At 43.0% G+C, this 25,405-nt stretch carries 25 protein-coding genes; 15 read left to right on the top strand and 10 right to left on the bottom strand.

What is annotated here, in order from left to right:
• Positions 1–158 precede the first annotated feature (158 nt).
• The 4 genes from pyrH to HMPREF9448_RS14265 all read left to right on the top strand — a co-directional run bounded on the left by pyrH (position 159) and on the right by HMPREF9448_RS14265 (position 3,877).
• Positions 159–869: a UMP kinase gene (gene pyrH, locus HMPREF9448_RS10985; RefSeq protein ID WP_008862642.1), complete on the top strand. Its 711-nt coding sequence runs from the start codon at positions 159–161 to the stop codon at positions 867–869.
• A gap of 86 nt (positions 870–955) precedes the next feature.
• Positions 956–1,516 carry a ribosome recycling factor gene (gene frr / locus HMPREF9448_RS10990; protein ID WP_008862643.1) on the top strand — a complete coding sequence of 187 codons (561 nt, stop codon included), beginning with the start codon at positions 956–958 and terminating at the stop codon, positions 1,514–1,516.
• A 715-nt stretch (positions 1,517–2,231) separates the two neighbouring features.
• Positions 2,232–3,164 carry a ribosome small subunit-dependent GTPase A gene (rsgA, locus tag HMPREF9448_RS10995; protein WP_008862644.1) on the top strand — a complete coding sequence of 311 codons (933 nt, stop codon included), beginning with the start codon at positions 2,232–2,234 and terminating at the stop codon, positions 3,162–3,164.
• Between the two features lie 56 nt (positions 3,165–3,220).
• The gene (locus HMPREF9448_RS14265; protein WP_157260372.1) at positions 3,221–3,877 is read left to right on the top strand and encodes a C40 family peptidase; all 657 of its coding nucleotides are present in this window, start codon (positions 3,221–3,223) and stop codon (positions 3,875–3,877) included.
• On the opposite strand, the gene HMPREF9448_RS11005 is transcribed toward HMPREF9448_RS14265, so the two are convergent.
• Genes HMPREF9448_RS11005 through HMPREF9448_RS11020 form a run of 4 tightly spaced genes read right to left on the bottom strand, consistent with a single transcriptional unit; the run spans position 3,837 to position 7,811 of the window.
• On the bottom strand, positions 3,837–5,306 hold the full coding sequence (locus HMPREF9448_RS11005; protein WP_008862646.1) for a lytic transglycosylase domain-containing protein: 1,470 nt from the start codon (positions 5,304–5,306) through the stop codon (positions 3,837–3,839). The two genes, HMPREF9448_RS14265 and HMPREF9448_RS11005, sit on opposite strands and share 41 nt — an antisense overlap.
• Before the next feature lie 12 nt (positions 5,307–5,318).
• Positions 5,319–6,125, bottom strand: a complete 807-nt coding sequence (locus tag HMPREF9448_RS11010; RefSeq protein ID WP_087879926.1) for a DUF5683 domain-containing protein — start codon at positions 6,123–6,125, stop codon at positions 5,319–5,321.
• 22 nt (positions 6,126–6,147) lie between these two features.
• The gene (locus HMPREF9448_RS11015; RefSeq protein ID WP_008862648.1) at positions 6,148–7,026 is read right to left on the bottom strand and encodes a ParB/RepB/Spo0J family partition protein; all 879 of its coding nucleotides are present in this window, start codon (positions 7,024–7,026) and stop codon (positions 6,148–6,150) included.
• Positions 7,027–7,046: 20 nt separating this feature from the next.
• Positions 7,047–7,811, bottom strand: a complete 765-nt coding sequence (locus HMPREF9448_RS11020; protein ID WP_008862649.1) for a ParA family protein — start codon at positions 7,809–7,811, stop codon at positions 7,047–7,049.
• A 430-nt stretch (positions 7,812–8,241) separates the two neighbouring features.
• On the opposite strand from HMPREF9448_RS11020, the gene surE reads away from it, so the two are divergent.
• The 11 genes from surE to HMPREF9448_RS11075 all read left to right on the top strand — a co-directional run bounded on the left by surE (position 8,242) and on the right by HMPREF9448_RS11075 (position 17,954).
• On the top strand, positions 8,242–9,027 hold the full coding sequence (gene surE / locus HMPREF9448_RS11025; RefSeq protein WP_008862650.1) for a 5'/3'-nucleotidase SurE: 786 nt from the start codon (positions 8,242–8,244) through the stop codon (positions 9,025–9,027).
• Between the two features lie 195 nt (positions 9,028–9,222).
• The gene (locus tag HMPREF9448_RS11030; protein ID WP_008862651.1) at positions 9,223–9,708 is read left to right on the top strand and encodes an arginine repressor; all 486 of its coding nucleotides are present in this window, start codon (positions 9,223–9,225) and stop codon (positions 9,706–9,708) included.
• A gap of 64 nt (positions 9,709–9,772) precedes the next feature.
• Entirely contained in the window at positions 9,773–10,336 is a 564-nt protein-coding gene (locus HMPREF9448_RS11035) for a GNAT family N-acetyltransferase (RefSeq protein ID WP_008862652.1), read from the top strand.
• A 10-nt stretch (positions 10,337–10,346) separates the two neighbouring features.
• Entirely contained in the window at positions 10,347–11,549 is a 1,203-nt protein-coding gene (locus tag HMPREF9448_RS11040) for an argininosuccinate synthase (RefSeq protein WP_008862653.1), read from the top strand.
• Positions 11,550–11,591: 42 nt separating this feature from the next.
• Complete coding sequence (gene argC, locus HMPREF9448_RS11045) at positions 11,592–12,560, top strand: N-acetyl-gamma-glutamyl-phosphate reductase (RefSeq protein WP_008862654.1); 969 nt, start codon at positions 11,592–11,594, stop codon at positions 12,558–12,560.
• A gap of 9 nt (positions 12,561–12,569) precedes the next feature.
• Complete coding sequence (locus HMPREF9448_RS11050; protein ID WP_008862655.1) at positions 12,570–13,694, top strand: aspartate aminotransferase family protein; 1,125 nt, start codon at positions 12,570–12,572, stop codon at positions 13,692–13,694.
• The gene (proC, locus tag HMPREF9448_RS11055; RefSeq protein WP_008862656.1) at positions 13,691–14,479 is read left to right on the top strand and encodes a pyrroline-5-carboxylate reductase; all 789 of its coding nucleotides are present in this window, start codon (positions 13,691–13,693) and stop codon (positions 14,477–14,479) included. The genes HMPREF9448_RS11050 and proC overlap by 4 nt, the downstream gene beginning before the upstream one ends.
• Before the next feature lie 310 nt (positions 14,480–14,789).
• Positions 14,790–15,245 carry a single-stranded DNA-binding protein gene (locus tag HMPREF9448_RS11060; RefSeq protein ID WP_008862657.1) on the top strand — a complete coding sequence of 152 codons (456 nt, stop codon included), beginning with the start codon at positions 14,790–14,792 and terminating at the stop codon, positions 15,243–15,245.
• A 119-nt stretch (positions 15,246–15,364) separates the two neighbouring features.
• Entirely contained in the window at positions 15,365–16,684 is a 1,320-nt protein-coding gene (gene gldE, locus HMPREF9448_RS11065; protein ID WP_008862658.1) for a gliding motility-associated protein GldE, read from the top strand.
• A gap of 32 nt (positions 16,685–16,716) precedes the next feature.
• Complete coding sequence (gldD, locus tag HMPREF9448_RS11070; RefSeq protein ID WP_008862659.1) at positions 16,717–17,319, top strand: gliding motility lipoprotein GldD; 603 nt, start codon at positions 16,717–16,719, stop codon at positions 17,317–17,319.
• On the top strand, positions 17,319–17,954 hold the full coding sequence (locus HMPREF9448_RS11075) for a 4'-phosphopantetheinyl transferase family protein (RefSeq protein WP_008862660.1): 636 nt from the start codon (positions 17,319–17,321) through the stop codon (positions 17,952–17,954). The genes gldD and HMPREF9448_RS11075 overlap by 1 nt, the downstream gene beginning before the upstream one ends.
• On the opposite strand, the gene HMPREF9448_RS11080 is transcribed toward HMPREF9448_RS11075, so the two are convergent.
• From HMPREF9448_RS11080 to HMPREF9448_RS11105, 6 genes are all read right to left on the bottom strand, one after another.
• Positions 17,946–18,146, bottom strand: a complete 201-nt coding sequence (locus HMPREF9448_RS11080; protein ID WP_008862661.1) for a heavy-metal-associated domain-containing protein — start codon at positions 18,144–18,146, stop codon at positions 17,946–17,948. The genes HMPREF9448_RS11075 and HMPREF9448_RS11080 overlap by 9 nt on opposite strands.
• 24 nt (positions 18,147–18,170) lie before the next feature.
• Positions 18,171–20,321, bottom strand: coding sequence for a heavy metal translocating P-type ATPase (locus HMPREF9448_RS11085; protein WP_008862662.1), 2,151 nt, complete (start codon positions 20,319–20,321; stop codon positions 18,171–18,173).
• A 71-nt stretch (positions 20,322–20,392) separates the two neighbouring features.
• Positions 20,393–20,758 (bottom strand): bactofilin family protein, encoded by a 366-nt coding sequence (locus HMPREF9448_RS11090; protein ID WP_008862663.1) that lies wholly within the window; start codon positions 20,756–20,758, stop codon positions 20,393–20,395.
• Between the two features lie 173 nt (positions 20,759–20,931).
• Positions 20,932–21,945: an aldose epimerase family protein gene (locus HMPREF9448_RS11095; protein ID WP_008862664.1), complete on the bottom strand. Its 1,014-nt coding sequence runs from the start codon at positions 21,943–21,945 to the stop codon at positions 20,932–20,934.
• A 10-nt stretch (positions 21,946–21,955) separates the two neighbouring features.
• Positions 21,956–23,944: an alpha-galactosidase gene (locus HMPREF9448_RS11100; RefSeq protein WP_008862665.1), complete on the bottom strand. Its 1,989-nt coding sequence runs from the start codon at positions 23,942–23,944 to the stop codon at positions 21,956–21,958.
• 18 nt (positions 23,945–23,962) lie between these two features.
• Positions 23,963–25,399 (bottom strand): arylsulfatase, encoded by a 1,437-nt coding sequence (locus HMPREF9448_RS11105; RefSeq protein ID WP_008862666.1) that lies wholly within the window; start codon positions 25,397–25,399, stop codon positions 23,963–23,965.
• Positions 25,400–25,405 lie beyond the last annotated feature (6 nt).

Consider the following 25,405-nt stretch of genomic DNA (forward strand, 5'->3'; position numbering starts at 1 on the left):
ACACAATCGAGACCGACAAGGTAGACTTACTTTGCCGGTCTCGACTTTTCTCATAATCACTAATCGGATATTATTTTCTCTTCAAAGGCTACGTGAACCATAAAAATTGATTATTTTTGCATAAATGCGACTGTTTAATTAAAAGAACGAATCTGATTATGAATAACCAATACAAAAGGATTCTCCTGAAACTGAGCGGTGAATCGCTCATGGGCGAAAAGCAATATGGCATCGATGAAAAAAGAATAGCCGAATATGCCACACAAATTAAAGAAATCGCCGACATGGGCATAGAAATAGGTATCGTCATCGGCGGCGGAAACATATTTCGCGGATTGAGCGGAACTTCCAAAGGGGTAGACCGTGTAAAAGGAGACCAAATGGGCATGCTCGCAACTGTAATTAACAGTTTGGCATTAAGCTCCGCATTGGAAAAAATCGGACAAAAAGCCCAAGTCTTCACGGCAATCAATATGTTCCCCATCGGCGAATATTATAGTAAATGGAGAGCTATCGAGGCCATGCAAAACGGAACCGTAGCCATTATATCGGGAGGGACGGGAAACCCATTCTTCACGACCGATACAGGCTCGGCCCTAAGAGGTATCGAAATAGAAGCCGAAGTCATGCTGAAAGGGACACGTGTCGACGGTATTTACACGGCCGATCCAGAAAAAGATCCTACCGCAAAGAAATTCGACAAAATCAGCTACGACGAAATCTATACCCGTGGATTAAAGGTCATGGACCTCACGGCGACCACCCTCTGCAAAGAAAACCATCTGCCCATTATCGTATTCGATATGGATACGGTCGGAAACCTGAAAAAAGTATTGTCAGGAGAGAACATAGGGACTCTGGTATATTAAACCCGGTCTTATATGGCTATTCTTAAAAAAAAGAGTACATTTGTTCACGAAACTAATTATACAGAAAAATTTCAACCTTATTCATTATGGACGACGTAAAGACATACTTGAACTCTGCCGAAGAAAAAATGGCTATGGCCATCGAATTCTTAGATGAAGCATTAGCTCACATTCGGGCAGGTAAAGCCAACCCCCGAATTCTCGACGGCATACGGGTCGATTATTACGGAAGTTTGGCCCCGCTTTCCAATGTAGCTAATATTTCTGTCCCCGATGCACGTACCATCGTTATTACCCCCTGGGAAAAATCCATGTTCAAAGTGATCGAGAAAGCCATTTTGGATTCAGAATTAGGCATCACTCCCGAAAATAACGGCGAAATCATCAGACTATCAATTCCCCCGTTAACCGAGGAGAGACGTAAAGCACTCGTCAAACAGTCGAAACAAGAAGCCGAAAATGCCAAAGTGAGCGTGCGCAATGCGCGCCGGGATGCCATCGATGGGCTGAAAAAGGCTCAAAAAGAGGGAATGCCCGAAGATGTCGCCAAAGACGGAGAAACCTCGGCACAAAAACTTCACGACAAATACATGAAGAAAATCGACGATATGTTTGCCGAAAAAGAGAAAGAGATACTCACCGTATAAAATAAAATCTAAAATATATTCAAAAGGGCTTTCATTATCGAAGGCCCTTTTCTTTTTTCTCGATTCAAAAGTTTCTACTGTTTCTAAGGTTCAGTAGAAAATCCGTGGGGTAAGCATGAATTTTAACGATAAATCTCTCGTCGGCACACACATTCCGGTCTCTTCGGAGAGAGGTTGGAAAAGATAGCATAGGAGTTTTTGATTGTAAGGCTTAACCCCTCCGTCACTACGTGACACCTCCCCTATATTTTGCGCTGCAAAACGCCCCGTAAGGTTACGGGACACGGCAGGGGGAGAGAGCCAAAATGCAGTTCAAAAAAACAAATGCATTCGTTGTTATCCGACTCTCGTCTTTTTGTATATTTGTAGAATATCGGAGGCGGTTCGGCATAGTCAAGCCGAAAATGTAATTTTCGCTTGCCTCTGCGCTCACCTTTCGCTATATTTGTGGAATGTAAGAGTGGAGTGGCATAGCTGGAAATATGATTTCCTCTTGCCTCTGCATTTCACTTTCACTATCTTTGAGTTGAAACTCGAAAATACTTCTGCTCGGCAGAATAAAATTAAAGCAAGCTTTGTTTTGCTCAGCTCTCGCTTATACGTATCTTTGTCACTACGAAGATAGGATGCGGTTCGACATAGCCAAATCGGAAATGAAATTTCCGTTTGTCTCTGCTCTCACCTTTTGCTATCTTTGTTCATTAAATTTCATTGCATGGAAGGTCTTGTCACAAAAAATACGGGAAGCTGGTATATCGTCCGCACAGAAAACGGAGATTCGATACGCTGTAAAATCAAAGGTAATTTCAGGTTAAAAGGAATACGCAGCACCAATCCCGTATCAGTGGGCGACCTTGTGGATATAGAGTTAAATCCCGACCAAACGGCTTTTATCACTCGCATACACGAACGAAAAAACTACATTATCCGCCGATCGTCCAACTTGTCGAAAGAGTCCCATATCATCGCCGCCAACATAGACTATGCCTTACTGATCGTAACGGTCAATACGCCTCCGACCTCGACCACCTTTATCGACCGTTTTCTTGCCACAGCCGAGGCGTATCGCATACCTGTATGCATCGTTATCAATAAGAGCGATACATTTACCGAAGAAGACCGGGAATATGCCGAAGCACTTCGCTACCTTTACACCTCTATCGGGTATGACTGCCATTGTGTATCAGCGATTACCGGTGAAGGATTCGATTTCATAGACTCATTTATCGCAAACAAAATTACCCTGTTATCGGGGCACTCGGGCGTAGGAAAGTCTACGATTATCGACCGTATTCTACCGAATGCCCATGTAAAAATCGGAGCCGTATCCACTTCTCACCACAAAGGCATGCACACGACCACTTTTTCAGAGATGTACCCTTTGCCACAAGGTGGATACATTATCGACACTCCGGGTATAAAGGGCTTCGGAACTATCGATTTCAATCCCAACGAAGTGGCACATTTCTTTCCCGAAATTTTTGAGATTTCCCAAAACTGCCGGTTTAACAATTGCACCCATCGACACGAACCCGGTTGTGCGGTATTAAAGGCGTTGGAGAACCACCAAATAAGCGAATCGAGGTATACAAGCTATTTGAGCATTATCGAAGATAGTTCGGAAGGAAAATATCGGGAAGCATTTTAAAAAGATTGAAGCGAATCGGCGCAATGAGATACAAAGGCATCGGAATTTTATTTTTCATGATGGCAAATATCCTATCGACAAATGCGGAGGGAAAAGACTTGCTTGTACCATCGAAGACCGACACCGTTACCATCGATACGCTTTCGACAAACAACAGGGTTTCACTACCCCTACCCAACACACTTGTCAACAAACAAATCGACCGTCTCGTCGAATATGCCAGAAAATACATCGGGACACCTTACAGGCGAGGAAGCAAAGGCCCCAACCGATTTGACTGTTCGGGTTTCATGCAGTATATTTTCAACCATTTCTCCTATTCCCTCAATGCAAGTTCCGCTTCTCAATATTTACAAGGAATCTCTGTTAAAGACGAAGAAATCTGCCGGGGAGATTTGGTATTTTTCAAAGGTAGAAATTCCCGGCGGTCGAATGTAGGACATGTAGGCTTGGTTACGGAAGTATATCCCGACGGACGATTCAAATTTATTCACGCATCCACATCACAAGGGATACGGGAAGATTGGAACTTCTCTCCCTATTATGCTCAACGATATGTCGGAGCCCGACGCATTTATTTCGTTCAAATCGACAAACGACTGATTTTAGATGCTATTCTCGAATTGGAAGACATCGATGACAACACTCCTTTTACCGAAACGGAAAAGAGTATTACGCCGCAGGAATTTTCAACTTTTGTCCGGGCTGAATAGCATTTCCTTTCAAATTGTTCGCCCGTTTAATATCTTCGGCCGAAACCCCTTTATATTTTTGAGAAATCGTCCATAGGTTCTCGCCTTTACGAACCGTATGATATTGACCTTTTGCTGACGAAGCCGTAGACGAAGCCCCGCTTTTACTTGTCGTTGTCTTGCTACAAACCGCCAAACGTTGCCCGATACGCAAATATGAATTTTTTCGCAAATTATTCCAAGAGCGCAAGTTACTTACCGACACTCCATATTTTTGAGCTATCCCGGAAAGGGTCTCTCCTTTACGAACCTTATGATAAACTGTTGTTCCGGGAGCCAACCCTGCCGGCTCAACGGCAAACCGTCGTGCATACAGCTCCTGATTATGCGCAAAAATAGCATCTTGCGCTTCGATAAAAGCATAGACCTGTTGCGATGGCAAAATGAGCGCATAAGGCCGGATATTACCCGGTATGATGTCGCGACGATATTGAGGATTCAAACTTCGAATCTCCTCGATCGGAATCTGTAATACATCGGATATCTGCTGCAAATGGACTCGACGTGTCACTTGTACGGTATCCGTTAACAAAGGACGCCGGGTAAGTACCGGACAGATATTGTGGTCGCTATAATAATTCATCACATAATTGACTGCGATAAAAGCCGGAACATAGCCTCTCGTTTCACGAGGCAAATAGGGATAAATTTCCCAATAATCGGTTTTACCTCCCGAACGGCGAATAGCTTTACTTACATTCCCCGGGCCACAGTTATACGATGCGATAGCCAATGCCCAATCGTGATAAATACTATATAAATCTTTCAAGTAACGGGCCGCCATCGCCGAAGATTTAATAGGATCCCGCCGTTCGTCTACGAGGCTGTTCACCTCCAAACCCATACTCTTTCCGGTCTTGACCATAAACTGCCACAAACCGGCTGCTCCTACCCGAGAAGTAGCATCGGGACGCAAAGCAGACTCGATAATCGGCAGATATTTCAATTCCAAAGGCAAACCTTCCCGTTCAAGAGCTTCCTCGAAAATGGGCATATAATATGTACTCAATCCCAAAAGATTCTCAACAAGCGCTCTCCTTTTCTGTACATACATGTCTATATAACGGCGAACGACACTGTTATAAGGCATCTCGATAACAGTCGGCAGTTGTGATAATTTACGGATATAAACCGAATCGGGATAATCCACATTAACGCTATTCACCAAACAAGAATCATCTACAACAGCATATTGCTGCATATACCAGTCGGTCAAAAGATTATTCAAATCGGCCTCCATACTTTCGGGATACACGATAGCATTATCTATCGTATCCGACAAGGCAACCTCTATTGTGTCGGTATCTACGATTTCCTCGTCCGTTTCTATTTGGGAAAAACTATATAAAGATATTCCCAAGCCCATAAAAACAAGCCAAAATTTCTTCATAGCAAATAAGCATTAAAATGTAATCGCACATTGTAATCCGATCGATGGCAATACCGTACACCCGGTAGGAATAATCGCCGGCTGCCACTTCATCGAAATATCGGGGCTGACATCAAAATGATACAACTGAGCATCGACATAAGCATCTATCATACAAACAGCATAAAGCCCTATCATACAAATAATACATAGGTCACGATTCTGTCTATAATAGTCTTTCCTCTGCTTCAATACACGGGTTAACCATTCCTTGTCTATATCTTCCTCGCGATACGACGACGAAAAAAAATCCATATAACTGTTCGTACCCGGATCACTGTCCATAATATCCAAATAGGCTCGTTGATAATCAGACAGCATACGGCTATTCCATGTCGTGGCATAAAAAAGCCCTACATATCCGCCCACGACGATAGGCAATTTCCAATACCTATGGTTATAAATTTGACCCAATCCGGGGAACAGAGCCGATAGCCATACGGCTCTCATTGGGTCAGGATTGAAATCGGAAGGTCTCCACGATTTACGTGAAGCCGCTTTCATTCCCAAAGAATCGGACGGGACAAGCCCACCCAGAGAATCGGTAATCATCACCGGGACCGAATCTTGAAATAAAGCTCCGACACTATCTCCCGAAATAACCGAAATAGAATCGGGACGATTATATCTCGCATTCTCCATTTCCACCGTATCGGCAGAATTAACTTCTACCTCTACTAATTCCTGATATCCAATATTCGAATCGGCCTTGACTTCAAGAATAGACAATGGTAATAACGCAATTATAAAAATAATAATCACGGCACGTCTCAATCCCATGTCACCCGATATTCCCAAAATCTTATTTCAATTTATCGAACAAACCGATAATCCGTTCCAAATCTTCTTCGTTCTTAAATGGAATAGATATTTTCCCTTTCCCTTTTTCATCACAGGTAAACTGAACCTTAGCGTTGAAGAAATCGGACAAATGCGATTTCAGCACATTATACTCTTGTCGCATCATAACTTTCTTCTGTGCTTTCTTACGGGCTCGCTCTCCTCCGGCAGATAAAGTTTTAGCCAAGTCTTCGACACTACGCACACTCAATCCGTCGGACAATATACGCTCGTACAACTCCAACTGTAAAGCAGGGTCGGCAACAGACAACAACGCCCGAGCATGCCCCATATCGATACGTTTATCCCGCAATCCTATCTGTACCTCGGCCGGAAGTTTCAGCAAACGCAGATAGTTGGCTATCGTCGTCCTCTTCTTCCCGACCCGCTCACTCAGTTTTTCCTGTGTCAGTTGATACAACTCTATCAATTTCTGGAAAGCCAATGCAATCTCTATGGAGTTCAAGTCTTCCCGTTGAATGTTCTCAATAAGAGCCATCTCCATCAACGTTTCGTCCTCTACCGTTCTCACATAGGCGGGAATCGTTTCCAACCCGGCCATTTGTGCAGCTCTATATCGCCTCTCTCCGGCAATAATCTGATAATTTCCACCATCTACCTGCCGCAACGAAATAGGCTGTATAATACCCAATTCCCGAATAGAGCTTGCCAATTCTTCGAGAGCTTCCTGATCGAATTCCCGACGAGGTTGATCGGGATTAGGCACAATCTGGGATAATTCTATTTCATGAATAGAAGATGTGCCGCTGGTTACAATGTTATCCATCGAAATCAACGCATCCAAACCTCTACCCAATGCACTTCTTTTAGGAGTTGCCATAACTTATCGATTTTAGCCGCTTATCTATTTTTCATTATCAATTCTTTCGCCAGTTCCATGTGATTGACACTACCCCTCGACTCACAATCGTATAGCAAAGCCGGAAGCCCGTGACTCGGAGCCTCGCTCAAACGGATATTCCGTTGAATGACCGTATTAAATACCAAGTTCCCGAAATGCCCCTTCAACTCTTCATAAATCTGATTAGCCAAACGCAAACGGGAATCATACATCGTTAACAAAAAGCCTTCGATTTCGAGCTGAGGATTCAATTTCGATTTTATGATCTTGATCGTGTTCAACAACTTGCTGATACCTTCCAAAGCGAAATACTCTGCCTGTACGGGAATAATAACAGAATCGGCCGCCGTAAGAGCATTGACCGTAATCAATCCCAACGAAGGAGAACAGTCTATCAAAATATAATCATAATCGCCTCGCGCTTCGCTCAACACATGAGATAAAACCCGCTCCCGATTTTTCAAATTCATCAATTCGAGTTCTGCTCCAACCAAATCGATATGAGAGGCGACCAAACCCAATCCCTCCACACAAGTTTCGACAACCGATTCCTTGATCGAGGATTGCCCCACCAAACATTCATAAATAGACGACTTCACCTGTTGCGGATCCACTCCCAAACCAGACGAAGCATTTGCTTGGGGATCGGCATCAATGAGCAAAACCTTCTTATCCAGAACCGCCAACGAAGTGGCCAAATTTATAGAAGTCGTTGTCTTTCCGACTCCTCCTTTTTGATTTGCAATAGCGATAATTTTACCCATACTGTTATTTTTTCTTCACGAAGACAGTGTAGCCGGAAGCAAAACGAAATCCCATTTCTTGCGCCGAGATACCCTTTCTTCACGAGTTTCCCATCGCAAAGGAATATCTTTTAATTTGTATTTCATTCTCTCGGATGCCCGAAAATATCATAATTGTTGATAAGTGACCCTTTTTGTTGATAAATCAGCAGAATCACTTCTCCATTTTCTGCGTAAAGATACACTTTTTTTACAAGAATCCTATGAGGATAAAATCTGTCTTTTACCTATTTTATGACTCCATATTATCCGTTAAAACATAAAAAACGAGTATTATTCATTATCTTTGCATAAAGCAAAAAATGAAATGAGCCTCGGTATATCCGAGTGAACTTGTTTCGATTCACGTCTTACCCTATCTTTGTAATAGTCAAACATATTTTCTCTTTATATGAAAAAAATAACACGTTCTCATAAACCTCTCATTCTCATCACTAATGACGACGGCATACAAGCCAAAGGTATCCGCGAAGTTGCCGATTTTCTAAAACCCTTAGGAGATATTCTCATAGTCGCTCCGGATGCGCCCCGCTCGGGACAAAGCTCTGCAATTACCGTAACTTCTCCCCTTCGCATGAAAGTCGTCGAAGAGCGAGATGGGTTTCTCGCAATCCGAACCAACGGGACACCGGTCGACTGTATCAAGTTGTCGATGAACATTCTTTTAGACGAACGCCCCGACTTAATCGTATCGGGTATTAACCACGGCTCCAATTCGGGAGTAAGTGTCATCTATTCGGGAACAATGGGGGCTGTTTTTGAAGGAGCCTTATTACATATACCTTCTATCGGATTCTCCCTTTGCAATCACAAAGCCGATGCCGATTTTTCACACTGTCGGGAACTCATTTTGGACGTATGCCAAAAAGCATTGACCCATAACCACTGGCCCCAAAACATAGGACTTAATATCAATATTCCCGATGTGCCCCAACTCAAAGGCTCGAAGATTTGTAGAGCCGCACAAGGTCATTGGACCGAAGAATATGATTGCCGGACAGATCCTCACGGACAGGAATATTACTGGCTAACCGGAAAATTTAAAAATGCCGAACCCGAAGCAACCGATACAGACGAGTATTGGTTGGAACGTGGATATGCGACGATTGTTCCCTGCACAACAGACAACTCCGCCCTCAATATCCTCCCCGAACTATCGTCGGTTCTCGGAATATAAAAAGACTATCCAACACGACAATACAGATAAAAAAAGGCGGAAAACATTTCCCGCCTTTTTTATGAATACAAATTGAATGCACATGCAATAATGGTTTAAATATCACCCTATATTGTAAAAAATATACAAAATCTATTCTACCATTTTCATTTTTAAACTATATTTGCCGCATAATTATTCAAATATATCATAGGCATGAAAAATAAAGTTGCCCGCTTACAAGCTATAAGAGAAATTATTATCCATTCAAGAGTAAAAAGCCAAGATGAAATCTTGAAAAAATTACACGAATTAGGATTTGATTTAACACAGGCTACTTTGTCCCGAGACCTGAAACAATTGAGGATTGCCAAAGTTCCCGGCAATGACGGTTCATATGTATATATTATGCCCGAAATAGGGAGTATAGGCAAATTGATGCAGGAAAAACTATCGGAGAATCCCGAGCGACAAATACCCGGAGGATTCATTTCCATTAATTTCTCAGGAAATTTGTCTGTAATTAAAACAAGACCGGGATATGCAGGAAGTCTCGCATACGATATAGATAGCAATACTCCTCCCGAAGTATTAGGAACTATTGCCGGAGACGATACGGTTTTGGTAATTCTGGAAGAAAACATATCCCATCAACAGGCCATGTTGGCTCTTTCGCCCTTTATCCCGGTTTTACATGACTAATTTTTTAACTGATCCTATAACAACACCTACAACACCTCTTTTAAGGAGAAGAGGTTTACACATCATGGAAGAAATAAAAGTATTTGTAGCCGACGAACGACACATTAAATACGTCGACACGATTCTCGACACAATCGAGAGAGCTGCAAAAATAAGAGGAACCGGAATTGCAAAGCGTTCTCCCGAATATGTAAAACAAAAAATGCTGGAAAGAAAAGCAATCATAGCATTGGACGGAGACAAGTTCGCCGGCTTCTGTTATATCGAAAGTTGGAGCAACAAACAGTTTGTAGCCAACTCGGGATTAATCGTCGTCGATACTTATCGGGGACACGGTTTAGCCAAAAGAATCAAGCGCAAGGCTTTCGAGTTATCCCGCGAACGATTTCCGGAAGCCAAGATATTTGGGTTAACGACTGGCGAAGCAGTCATGAAAATAAATAACGAATTAGGATACAGACCCGTAGCATTTGCTTCGTTAACCGACGACCCTGCCTTTTGGAAAGGGTGCGAAAGTTGTGTGAACTTCGACATCTTGCAACGAAACAATCGACGCATGTGTCTCTGCACAGGCATGCTTTACGACCCTCACGAACATGAAAACAAAGACAACCAAGAACTCAAATAACAAAAACATCATGGCAAAAAAGAAAGTAGTATTAGCTTTTAGCGGAGGCTTGGACACCTCGTTTTGCGTTAAATATCTATCGGAAGAATGCGGATACGATGTATATACAGCTATTGCCAACACCGGAGGTTTTAATCAAGAAGAATTAAAATCCATCGAAGAACGAGCCTATAAATTGGGTGCGGTACAACATGCTACACTCGATATAACACAAGAATATTATCAGAAAAGTATCAAATACATGGTATTCGGGAATATTCTAAGAAACGGGACCTACCCTATTTCTGTCAGTTCCGAACGAATCTTCCAAGCCATAGCCATCATCAATTATGCCAAAGAAATCGGAACCGATTATGTAGCGCACGGTAGTACCGGAGCCGGAAACGACCAAGTACGGTTCGACCTTACATTCCAAATATTGGCTCCCGAAATCGGGATTATCACTCCGACCCGAGATATGACATTGACTCGTGAATACGAAATAGAATATCTCAAAAAGCACGGATATACAGCCGACTTCAAAAAAATGGAATACTCTATAAACAAAGGTTTGTGGGGAACGAGTATAGGAGGTAAAGAGACGCTAAAAAGCGACCAAACCCTGCCGGAGTCGGCCTATCCGTCACAAATGACAGCTACTCAAAGCAAGACTATCACGCTCGATTTCGTCAAAGGTGAAATCGCCGGGATCAATGGAAAAGCATACGACAATAAAGTCGCTGCGATCCAAGACCTCGAAGCGCTCGCCGCTCCCTATGCCATAGGACGCGATATGCACATCGGAGATACGATCATCGGTATTAAAGGCAGAGTCGGATTCGAAGCAGCCGCACCCATGCTTATTATCGCCGCACATAAGATGTTGGAAAAACACACCCTCACCAAGTGGCAACAATATTGGAAAGATCAAGTAGGCACGTGGTATGGAATGTTTTTACACGAAGCTCAATACCTCGAACCAGTCATGCGCGATATAGAGGCTTTTCTCGATAGTTCGCAACAAAACGTTACCGGACGTGTAATCATCGAACTACACCCTTATCGCTATGTTTTAGTGGGGGTCGAAAGCGATTACGATCTCATGAAATCGGACTTTGGCGAATACGGCGAAGTAAATAAAGCGTGGAGTGCCGACGATGTAAAGGGCTTTACCAAAATTCTGGGCAACCAAATGAAAATTTTCTATTCCGTACAAAATAAAAACAAAAAATAAATTGTAGATTAGACGCTGAATTAAACTATTAAACCCGTAATTATGATAAAAGTAGGTATCATCGGAGGGGCCGGCTACACCGCCGGAGAACTTATAAGACTATTGATCAACCACCCCGATGTAGAAATCATTTTCGTTCACAGTGAAAGTAACGCCGGAAACAAAATTACCGACATACATACCGGCCTGTTCGGTGAAACCGATCTCATATTCACCAGCGAAACTCCTTTCGACGAGATAGACCTGCTTTTCTTCTGCACGGCACACGGAGATACCCGTAAATTCATAGAGAGTCACAACCTTCCCGAAGAACTGCGCATCATCGATTTATCGACCGACTATCGGCTCGATGCTCCCGGTAATGACTTCATATACGGTCTGCCCGAATTGAACAGGAAATACATCATTCGTTCTAAACGAGTGGCCAATCCCGGCTGTTTTGCTACGGCCATTCAATTGGCTCTGCTGCCATTGGCAAAAAATCTGCTGCTGAACAATGAAATCCATGTGCACGCAATCACCGGATCGACAGGAGCCGGACAAAAACCGTCGCAGACGTCTCATTTCAGTTGGCGCAACGACAATATTTCCATTTATAAACCTTTCACTCATCAACATTTGGACGAAATACGCCAGAGCCTGTCCAAACTGCAAAACAGTTTCTCGGCTCCGATCAACTTTATTCCGGTCAGAGGGAATTTCTCTCGGGGTATTTTCGCTTCGCTGTATCTCGACTGCCCTGTCGAAATAGAGCTATTGAAAGATTTATACAATTCATATTACGACGATCATAATTTTACATTTCTCACCGACAAAATGCCCGACTTGAAACAAGTTGTCAATACCAATAAATGTCTGTTGTATCTCGAAAAACATGATAACAAACTGCTCATCGTTTCTGTGATCGACAATTTATTAAAAGGGGCATCGGGACAAGCTGTGCATAACATGAATCTGCTTTTCGGATTGCATGAACGGGTTGGCTTGCATTTAAAACCATCGGCTTTTTAACAAAAAGATATGAAACTTTTCGACGTATATCCCCTGTTCGATATAGAAATAAAATCGGGGAAAGGCTGTTATACTTACGATACAGAAGGGAATGAATATCTCGACCTCTACGGTGGTCATGCCGTCATTTCCATCGGACACTCGCACCCTTATTATATAAACAAAATCACCGAACAGGCACAAAGACTTACATTTTACTCCAACTCGGTCAAAAACAGTCTCCAACAGCAATTGGCAGATAAATTAGGGAAAATATCGGGATACGAAGACTATTCCCTATTCCTCATCAATTCGGGAGCGGAAGCCAATGAAAACGCTTTGAAGCTGGCCTCGTTCCACACGGGAAAGAAAAAGGTAATAGCTTTCTCCAAAGCATTTCACGGGAGAACCTCTGCCGCAGTGAAAGTAACCGACAACCCCAAAATAGTCGCTCCCATCAACGACACTTTTGAAGTGGCTTTTTTACCGCTCAACGACATCGAACGAGTGAAAAAAGAAATTTCGAAGGGAGATGTCTGCGCCGTTATTATCGAAGGCATACAAGGTGTAGGAGGAATACAAGTACCCGACACACAATTTTTGAAAGAACTTAGAAATATATGTACACAAAATCAGGTCGTTCTCATTCTCGATGAAGTACAATCGGGATATGGTCGAACCGGAAAATTTTTCGCACACCAACACTCCGGCATACGCCCCGATTTGATTACTGTCGCAAAAGGAATGGGCAACGGATTTCCCATCGGCGGGGTCCTCATCAGCCCTGCTTTCACACCGGTCTACGGTATGTTAGGAACCACCTTCGGAGGGAATCATTTAGCCTGCACCGCCGCTTGTGCTGTCCTCGATGTCATGCAAAAAGAAAATTTAATCGAGAATGCAGCCACTGTCGGAGAGTATCTCATATCCCAGCTCAAAACAATACCGCAAATTAAAGAAATAAGAGGTAAAGGCCTAATGATAGGACTCGAATTCGATTACCCGGTCAAAGAACTTCGGAACAAGCTACTCTTCGAGCAACATGTATTTACGGGAGCTTCGGGAACGAATGTCATTCGACTGCTTCCGCCCCTGACGCTATCCAAAGAACAAGCAGATAGTTTTATCGGCAAACTTAAAAACATACTCTCATGAAGATATCAATTATCGGAGGCGGGAACATGGGGGGAGCCATAGCCCGCGGATTATCTCAAAGTTCAATCGTTGCCCCGTCGGAAATCACAGTCAGTAACCGAGGAGAAGAAAAACTAAACGAACTCAAATCTTTTAATCCTTCGATTCATACGACCACCGACAACAAAGAAGCCGTCAAAGAAGCCGATGTTATCATTTTGGCCGTTAAACCCTGGATACTCGACAGTGTGGCATACGACATACGTGAAGTGCTGGACTTTCCCCGGCAAATCATCGTTTCGGTGGTAGCGGGTATCACATTGGAAAGATTGTCCGAATTATTCTCATCGGAAGATGCGGCTCCGGCTATTTTTAGAGTAATACCCAATACGGCCGTCTCTATTCGACAAAGTATGACTCTCATTTCGCCCTACAATGCCGTACCGGAACAAATAGATTATATTCGGTCTCTATTCGACAGCCTCGGGAAAAGCCTTCTCATCGAAGAGAATCTGATGACAGCAGGGACAGCACTCTGCTCCTGCGGAACAGCTTTTGTCATGCGTTATATGAGAGCGGCCATCGAAGGTGGAATAGAAATGGGAATTTATCCCAAAGATGCGGCTTTACTCGTAGAACAAACGGTCAAAGGTGCAGCGGAATTATTATTGACTAACGGCTCCCACCCCGAAGTCGAGATAGACAAAGTAACTACTCCCGGCGGTATTACCATAAAAGGTCTGAACGAAATGGAAGCCGCAGGATTCTCCTCCGCAGTTATCCGAGGATTGAAAGCCGCCAAATAACAAAATCGGGTTCTATTCTCACTACCATCATAAGCCCCGTTAGAGCAGACTAACGGGGCATTTTTGTAAACCATACAAGGAGTCGTTTGTTTTCTTTTCGATTATATTGGTTACCAATCAAAGATAAGATACACCTTAACTCAAAAAAAACGAATAGACCTGTCTTGTTCTATGCGTAACTTTCACTATCTTTGACGCTACGAAGATACGATGCGATTCGGCATAGCCAAGCCGGAAACAAGATTTCCGTTTGCTTCTGCTCTCATCTTTCACTATCTTTGAAAATTAATTTTACAATCACTCAACGACTATGTCAGTAAATAAGGTTATTCTGATAGGGAATGTAGGGAAAGACCCAGATGTTCGATACCTCGAAAACAATGTATGTGTCGCCAATTTCACATTGGCTACGACCGAGCGTGGATATACGACCCAAAGCGGTATACAAATACCCGATAAAACAGAATGGCACAACATCGTAGTTTGGCGCGGATTAGCCGAAATAGCAGAAAAGTATGTCCGCAAAGGGACTCAACTATATATCGAAGGCAAAATTCGCACTCGTTCATGGGAAGACCAAAACAAGATTCGTCGATACACAACCGAAATTTATGTCGACAATATGGAATTATTGGGCCGACGCGACGGACAATCATCACCGAGTTCTGCACCGGTAATGTCCCAGTCGCAAAATAATCCCTCTCCGGCAAACACAAGTTACAATTCCCCTATTGAAAATAGTAGCGATAATGATTTGCCTTTCTAATATAATATTGTAATTTTGCGAGAAATTAACTGGTATCTATGTATTTATAAACTGGAAAAATACGGCCGAAATAGATAAAATTCGGCAGATACCCATTGTTTAACTAATCCCACTGATTCTTGGACCCAGATTCGTATTTATCGGTATTCTCCTCAGCCATAGAAATTACAGTTCCGTCAGGAGGAGCTATTTTAGCAATCGTATTGGCCGGATTATTTTTGTGTGTTTCTGCATTTGTCTCAGCTTCTGAAATAGCCTATTTCTCCCTCACGTCCGAAGAGTTACAAGAATTCGACGAAGAATCCCCTCGGGATCGTTTAGTCAAACGATTACTCGCCCACCCCGAACACCTTTTAGCTACGATACTTATATCAAACAACTTAGTCAATGTAGCAGTCGTTATCCTTTGCAATTTTTTCTTCTCAGATATTCTACACTTCAATAGTGAAGTATTGGACTTTATTTTCCAGACAATCCTGCTCACCTTCCTCCTTCTCTTATTCGGAGAAGTGATTCCTAAATTTTATGCAAATCTAAAACCTGTCGTTTGGGCTAGGAAAAGCTGCAAAGGATTGTCTTTATTAGGAAAAATATTCTCCCCGCTGGCCAATTTCTTGGTTCGTTCAACCCATATCGTAAATAAACGTATCGTACGAAAAAACACCAACATTTCCATGAATGAACTTTCGCAGGCTCTGGAAATGACAAATGTCGGAGCTAACGACGAAAAAGAAATGCTCGAAGGGATTATAAAATTCGGAGGTAAAACGGTCGAAGAAGTCATGACAGCCCGGGTCGACATCACCGATATTGAAATGCGGACAGATTTCAAACAACTCCTCGACACGATTATCGAAACCGGATACTCCCGGCTCCCGGTCTACGATACGACCGAGGACGACATTAAAGGAATCATATACAGTAAAGACCTATTACCCTACATTGGTCAAGAGGCATCGTTCGATTGGCACAAATTAATGCGCCGAGCTTATTTCGTTCCCGAGACGAAAATGATAGACGATTTGTTAGAAGAATTCCGCACGAAAAAAATACACATGGCAATCGTTGTCGATGAGTTCGGAGGCACATCGGGAATAGTGACTATGGAAGATATTTTGGAAGAAATAGTCGGTGACATCAGCGACGAATATGACGAGGAAGAGAAAAACTATACGAAGATAGATGAAAACACCTATATATTCGAAGGGAAAATACTTTTAAACGACTTTTACAAAATCACAGGACTAGACGAAAATGAATTCGGTGACAAAGCAGAAGATGCCGAGACGCTGGCCGGACTTATTTTAGATATCAAAGAAGACTTCCCCAAAATAAAAGAACAAATCGATTATGGAAGATGCCAGTTCATCGTACTCGAACTAGACAAACGGCGTATCGGTAAAGTAAAAGTGATTATCAATTCCCCTTCGGAAGAGTGAAGCAAACCATCGATTCATATCCACACTTTCACATGCGATTGAATAAAGCCATACTATATACGACCCTCTTCATAACTATGGGACCGGTAATATTTTCCTGCCACAGAAAATATACACCTCTTCCAGACGGATACTTTCGTATAGACCCATACCCCGAAGAATATAAAGAAATGACTTTATTATCCCCTTTTATTTCTTTCGAAATTCCAGACGGGACAACAGCTACCCTCGACAAAGACACCACATTACACAAAAACGACGTTAAATGGCTAAACATAAGATATCCTCGTTATAGAGCCACTATTTATTGCAGTTATCACATCTTGCACAAAAATCTCGAAAGCCTGCTGAACGAAAGTAAAGACTTGGTTTACAGGCAAAGTATTCGTCCGGACTTCATAAAAGCAGGGAATTACGAAGATCCTGAACGAAAAATCTATGCAACCTTGTATAACCTCTCTGCCGAAAGTGCTACGCCTTTACAATTTGTAGTTACCGACAGTACCCGATACTTGCTGAGAGGAGCTCTTTATTTCGATGAATCCGGCAAAAGCGACTCTATCGCTCCGGTCATCGACTACTTATCAGATGATATTATTCACCTAATCGAAAGTATCGAAACTCGTGCCGAATAATGCCTTTTCACGAACACATATTGACAAAATTCGGAGCAACAATCGTTTTGTGGCAGCTCACAGAAAATGAACAGACCATAGCCACCCTGCTTTCAGAAAAAGAGCGAAGCCTCATAGACTCACAAAATCTTTCCCCCAAGCGATTCTGCGAACGAGCTGCCTCCCGATTATCGCTAAACAGAATAAAAGAAACTCTAAACGACGATATAACCTACACCGCCGAGGGTAAACCCCACTTACTCAGGAAGTCCGGTCACATATCGATTTCACACACAAAAGAATGGGTAGCTGTGGCTTACCACCCTTTCTTACCGATAGGAATAGACATCGAACGAATCGGCGAAAAAATAGAAAAAGTAGCCCCACGCGTATTTAACGCCCCTGAATTGAATATATCATCAGAGAATCGGGGAAAATGGTTACACATCTGCTGGTCGGCAAAAGAAGCCCTTTTCAAAGCTATACCCGAGACCGGGATAGACTTTCGGGAACACTTGCATATCGTCCCCGCCCTCCTTACAGAAGAAGGCTACCTATCGGCGTGGGAGACTCGTACCGAAGCCACAAAAGCCTACACCGTTTGGTATCGCATATACGATGATTTCGTACTCGTCTGTACGGTCCCTTTACAATAATTCGGCCTTAAACCCGGCGGCACGCACAGCCTCTACAACTTTCTCCGCAGGCACATCGGCTTTCACCGTCAATAATTTATCGGGAGACGACAAATCGATACTCCACTGCTCAGGAGTCAAAAACGTATGTAGCTGTTCCGCTATCTTGGCAACACAACCGGCACACTTGGCCGAAGTTTTTACTTGTATCATTTCACTATATTTTTTAATTATTCTTTATCGTAACCTCAAACTGTTGAGTATCACCGATACCGAGCTGAATGCCATAGCAGCACTCGCCCACATGGGAGACAATAATATCCCTACGGGATAAAGGACTCCGGCTGCAATAGGGATGCACACTACATTATAACCGAAAGCCCAAAAAAGATTCTCCCGGATAATTCTTACGGTCTTTCGCGATAGCTTTATCGCTCTCGGCAACAAAGCCAAGTCCGAGTTCATCAAAGTCACCATAGCTATATCCATAGCCACATCGGTTCCCTTTCCCATAGCCACACTCACATCGGCCCGTGCCAATGCCTGTGAATCGTTAATGCCATCGCCGACCATAGCCACACATTTGCCCCGACGTTGCAAATCCAAGACAAAACGTTCCTTATCATCGGGCAAAACACCCCATTCATAATGGGTAATTCCTGCTTGACGAGCGATTTCGGAAGCCGCAGACTCTTTATCACCGGTAAGCATACAAACCTCTACTCCGTACGACTCCAATTGACGTACTGCCTCTTTCGAATTTTCCTTCAAAGCATCTTTTACTTCAAAAGCAGCTACCAACGAATCTCCTTTACCAAAATAGATAGAAAACAAATCGGGTAATAAAACACCCACATTCTCTTCCGCCAATGCCTTGCTTCCAATCCAGAATTTCTCACCTCGGTATTCACACATTACACCTTTTCCCGTAATACTTTCAAAAGCCGATATTTCGACAGGCTTGACCCCCTTCTGTCGCAAATACTCCGAAAGCGACACTGCCAAAGGGTGCTCTGAACGCATTTCGGCTGCCAACAATACCGACACATACTCTTCGAAACCAGAGTATAATTTCTCGCCGACCACCTTCGGCGTTCCTTCGGTCAAGGTTCCGGTCTTATCCAGAACAATTGCATTCACACGGCACATGTTCTCCAAAGCAAAGGCATCTTTGATGAGGATATGCTGTTGCGCCGCTTTACCGATACCTACGGTTAAAGCGGTAGGCGTAGCCAATCCTAATGCACACGGACAAGCGATAACCAATACCGAGACTGCGGTTAATAACGCATAGGGAAACATGTTCCACCCGGCAACCGAAATCCAAATCACAAAAGTAAGTATAGATAACAAAATAACTACCGGTACAAAAACAGACGAAACCTTATCGACCACCCCCTGAACAGGAGCCTTACTCCCCTGCGCCTCCTGAACCATACGAACCATACGGGCAAGTACGGTATCGGCTCCCGAAGCCTGCACGTTCAACCAAAAAGCGCCACGCTGGTTCAACGTTCCGGCCAAAACCCTATCCCCGGCTTGTTTCTTCACGGCCTCAGACTCCCCGCTGATCATACTTTCATCTACATAAGAACCACCTTCCAAAACAGTCCCGTCCACCGGTATTTTCTCACCGGGGCGAACACTCACTGTATCCCCGGGGCGAAGCATAGCAATAGGTACATCTTTTTCTTCCCCGTCCTTTCCGACCAGCCTTGCCGTCTTGGGCTGCAATCCCATTAAAGAACGGATAGAAGCCGATGTGCTCTGCTTAGCCCTCGCTTCCAATAATTTCCCCGACAAAACAAAAGCTATAATCATAGCAACCGCTTCGTAATAGACATGCGGAACAAGTCCCAAAGAAAGCCAAAAATACGGATAAATCGTACTGAACAAGCTGAACAGAAAAGACACGGCAGTACTCAACATTACCAAAGTGTCCATATTGGCTCGTCCTCGTTTTACAGCCTTCCAACCCGATACATAGAACGAACGCCCCCAATATAACACCGGAAGAGTCAGTGCGAGCAATATCCAAGTAAGAATCTGTGAAGGAGAATGAAAAATCATCGACAATACCATCACCGGCAATCCGAAACTCCAAGCACCAATGGTTCTTCTTCGCAAATCGAGATAAAGACGATGTTCGGCATCAATAGCATCAGCCTCCGCATTTTCCGAAATAACCAAGTCATATCCTGCGGCACTTACCGCAGCCTGCATATCCTTCAACGAAATCTTATCGGGATCATAAACCACCTGCAATGTATTAGCCGAAAAATTCACACTTGCCTCTTCGACCCCGGTCAACTCCCGAACAGTCTTCTCGACTGTTGCCGCACAAACGGCACAACTCATTTCCAAAACGGGTATTACTCTTTTTTCCATACTATCCCTTTAATTAGAAATTAACACCCTATCCTCGATTTTGCTCACCAAATCGAAAAAAAAACAACCTTTCAGGCATCGCCTCCATCATCAAGCTGCTGCAACATGGTGCACTTTCCGTTCAACACGGCTCCGGGCTCTATCGCCAACCGTCGAGCCTGTATATCGCCCTCCAAAGAAGATGTCGCTTTCAACACCAACATCTCGGCCACCATTACATTACCCGTTATACGTCCTACCACTTCGGCATTCACAGCAACAATATCCCCTATCACCTGACCGGTCTCCCCGATGACAACCTTACCCTGACATTCCAATCGTCCCTCCAAAGTCCCGTCTATGCGAATATCTTTTTGCGAAACTATCTTCCCGACAATCGTAGTCTCCGCTGTCAGAGCATTATGCGCCATACCCGAAAAAGTATTATCCTTTGCCATAATATAATCTTATTTATTGACTCCAAAGATAACATAAACCAAAGGTAAAAACAAGTTTACCAGATTTTACGAGATACAGTCCATCTCCACATCTCATACAAAAATAATGAGAATAGGCCGAAATGTCATAGATTTCGGCCTATAATATTCAGAAAGAGATTTCAATTTTAAAGCTATACGACAGAAAGCTTATATAATGTAGTGTGGTGATAAGGTTTCTCAGGAAACACAACCCCTTGTGGGAATTCTGAATGATTCGGAAAATCTGGGAAGTATTGAGTTTCAAGACAAAATCCACACATAGGAGTATACTTATACCCTTGCTTCCCGACAATCTGCGATGATAAATACCCACTAGAATAAAATAATACTCCCGGATATGTAGTAAAGACATCGAGTTTTCGCCTCGATTTAGGTTCATACACGCTTGCTGCCCATTTCATCTTTCGCTCATCATACAAGGAGAAAACATAACAATGGTTATAACCTCTGTTCCATTCGAGTTGTTGCGTTTGTTTCTCAATATCCTTACCTATATTTTTTCCATACCGAAAATCGAATTCCGTTGCCTCTACCGGAAGAATACCCCCAGAAGGAATAAACTCTGCATTTGTTTCAAGAATATAGCTCGACGGTATTGTGACTCTATGTTGTAGTATATCTCCTTTGCCAGCAAGATTGAAATAAGCATGATTGGTCAAATTAAGTACAGTAAGACGATCCGACACTCCATCGAAATCAATAGAAACCATTCCGTCAGAAGTAAAACTATAAGAGACCGTCACCTCGACATTTCCCGGATATCCACCTTCTAAATGAGCAGAAGACAAACGAAATACAATTTTGTTTCCCTCATAACTTCCTTTCCAAATTTTAGAATGGAAACCTGAATACCCTCCATGATTTGTATTCGCCCCATCGTTTTTCTCCAATGTATATTCATGATCCTCCAAAGAGAAAGTCGCTCCTGCTATACGATTGGCAAATCTACCCACAATAGCACCCATATAGCAATCATCTTGCAAATAATCCAACACAGTGGGGTATCCCAACAAAATATCGGAATACTTTCCGTTCCCATCAGAAACAACCCACGACAACCATCTCGCTCCCAAATTGCTTACTTCAATATAAGAGCCATCAGAATGGGCAATACGAAAAACTTGTATTTGAGGTTCCCTATTCATTTCAATCAGATCAACGCATTATACGAAACACCAGAACATCTTTCTTGGGTATACAAACCCGCACATTTTTCTTGAATTTCACCTCTTTTCCAGACCATAATTCTTTGGCCTTATAAGTAGAAAATTCCCTTAACCCGAGACGAGACAATGGCAAATCATAAGTGAGATCATAGCCCGAATAATTAAACGCAGCTAAGTAAACCTCTTTTCCCGTATCATACATAAATAGGAAATCTGCTCCGTCCATATTTCCATTTACCGGACGGAAACTTTTCCCCATTTTAGCTATCGCATTTATATCCTCATTTGTCAAAAATTTACGAGCCTTATCCTTAGCCACTTGAATCCCCGAAATATAACTCAAATCATCTCCATTCATAAAGATCCCAGTAATAACGCCTGATGTTATACGAGCTCGATTTTCCCCATCGGAAACTGGTTCTAGCAACAGATGATCTGGATCGTTATAAGTATATACTTGATTAAGCCACCACCCATAAGTCAAAGAGTTCAACGTGTATTCTGTATCTCCTATTCCGGCCCAAGCATCGCATGCGATACGACGAGAGTGAGCATACTGCGATGGGAACAAAGGTGAAATAGCCATAGTAATATACATACCCTCCATCTGTTCAAGTAAATAGGCCATTCCTTTGTTATACGCCTGCATACCGGTTTGAACCTCTGGATCGTAATAATAATCGGCTTCGGCACAACCATGCGTTAAGAAATCAATTTTAATGTATTCATATCCCAATCGTTTAAATCGCTCTGCTGTTTCACGGATACGTTCTTTAATTGCCGGATGTGTAGGATCCATAGCCAACCCACCGGCAACCATATTCTGAGTTTTACCGTTAGCATACAAATAAGCATCTTTACACTTATATCCTGAATTACCGTTGATATAGGCCTCGGGATCTTTCCCCCAATCCGAGAAAGGTGTAAAATATATACCAGCTTTTTGTCCATTTGCTTTACAATGTCTCGCAATATCAGCCAACTGCTCATCACTCATTTTGGCCCAACCAGCATCCATTCCGATATATACAATACCATTATTCTCGAAATTATTGTTTTGCAGATTCTCCTTAAAGAAATCGGATACTTCAAGTACTTTTTCATAGGATAACCGGAACTCCATCTTAGCCCAACTATTCCAACCGAAAGGTGTTCCTAAATTCCACGGTAACGGAGGTGCTATTGTCGCACAAGCCCGTCCGAACTCTTCCATACCATCACGCCAATCTTCAAAATATCCGAAAAAGGTTTTCGACGAACGAACAGTTTTCCCTTTTACCTTGCCATGAGGGAGCACATCTCTTGTCCCTTCTCCCGACGCTCCAGTATAAAGTTCAAGACGAGATATGATACCGGGTTCATCGGACTCTATGCGAACACCGCTCTTCCATGTATCGTGTTCCACCGATCCGATAACGATTCCCCTGCGAGTATCTGCATTATAAACAGCACTTACTTCAAAGCTGTTTACCCCGCCTCTCAAATCGGAAGAACGATAGCGTACCCATTTGTCGTTATCAAACGGAACGATAAGAACACGATTATCGCCCTTTCCCAAAATATCACAACGGGTGTCGGGTTCAGTAGAAATAGGACGCAGATAATTGGTTTCAACACCTTTTTCGTCGCTCAGCGCCACATCGGTAAGGAAATAATCTTTCCCCTCATATAAGAAAAAACGCTGTATGACAGAAGGTAAATTTTCTCCCGATCTCGTCACAGTAAAACACATTCCCGTTCCGAAACCGTCCGTTATTTCTTCCTGTCCAATCTCATATTCAGTATACGTTCCTGAAACACCCGTACCCACTTTATCGAACACCGTTTTACCTTGATATATGTATTCGGCACTACCCGTAGAAAGAGTATATTTCAAATGCCATTTCCCATATTTGAAATCGGCCGTATTCCCACCGGCCATAACTATCTGTCCGATAAAGACCAAAAACAATGTGACTACACAAATTTTTCTTCTCATATTCAAAAAACGATATTTTTATTTTTCAAACGGATAGGGGAAAAGGTCCGATTTCACATGAGCCTGCTTTATGAAAATTTCCATTTGCTCCACGATATCGGGGTGCTGTTCAGACACATCGCAATCTTCATGAACATCGTTTTCAAGATTGAAAAGTTGCATAGGAGCTTGGGGATTCTTACCAAAATTTAATTTAACTCCTTTCCAATTTCCCATTCGTACAGCAACGCGTCCGCCTCTTTCATGAAATTCCCAATACAGATATTCATGTTGTTTTTGGCCTTTCCCGCCAAATAATGTAGGAGCAAAAGATATACCGTCACACTCACCTTTTATTTCGCCACCAGCAATATCGGCCAAAGTGGGCATAACGTCCCAAAATGCCGAGATATGGTCGCTACAAGTTCCGGCCTCCACTTTCCCCGGTGCCCAAGCAATCAAAGGGACACGGATACCACCCTCATACATATCTCTCTTAATACCACGAAAAGGACCATAACTATTGAAAAAATCGGGATCTGCCCCGCCTTCTTGATGAGGGCCATTGTCGCTAGCGAAAAATACGATAGTATTCTTATCCAATCCTAATCTTTTCAATGTTTGCATAATTTCGCCGACATAAGCATCGAAACGAGTCACCATCGAAGCGAAATCGGCATGTGGGTTTTCAGAAGAACAATACCCTCCGTACTTATAATATGGATTCTTTATGTCGTCGACACCTTCATAAGGTTTGCCTTCCTCGATTTTACCCTTATACATGGCAAGAATGGAATCTTCGGGCGACACCAATTCGGCATGTGGCAGAATATAAGGCAGATACAAAAAGAAAGGTTTCGATTGATTATCAACGATAAACTGCAACGCTTTTTCCTGTATCAAATCCTGAGCATAAGTTTCGGTTTTACTCCCCTCATTTCCGGGCAGCATCACTTTCTCTTGATTATGCCACAAATGATAAGGATAATAGTGATGAGCCTGACGTTGGCAATTATACCCGAAGAACTCATCGAATCCGAGATTGGTTGGATCACCCTCTGAACACGGATAGCCCAACCCCCATTTACCGAATGCACCGGTCGCATACCCGGCATCCTTCATCATACGAGCAAGCGTATAGGTGTTGCCCGGCAGTGGTTCTTCACCCTCAGTACCATGACTTTGATTTCCCCGAATATAGGTATGTCCCGTATGCTGCCCCGTCATTAGACAAGAGCGCGAGGGGGCACTTACCGTACAACCCGAATAATGCTGCGTGAACAACATTCCTTCCTCAGCAAGCCTGTCGATATTAGGAGTTTTTATAATCTTTTGCCCATAACACCCCAAATCTCCGTACCCGAGGTCATCGGCAAGTATATAAATAACATTCATTTTCTGCTTTTTGCTTTTGGTCGTGCAAGAGCTGCTTATCAACACCCCCAAAAGAGCGACACTCAAAAATACTTTTTTCATATATAG

Origin of the sequence: Barnesiella intestinihominis YIT 11860 (assembly GCF_000296465.1) — a bacterium.
In the GTDB taxonomy this organism is placed as follows: domain Bacteria; phylum Bacteroidota; class Bacteroidia; order Bacteroidales; family Barnesiellaceae; genus Barnesiella; species Barnesiella intestinihominis.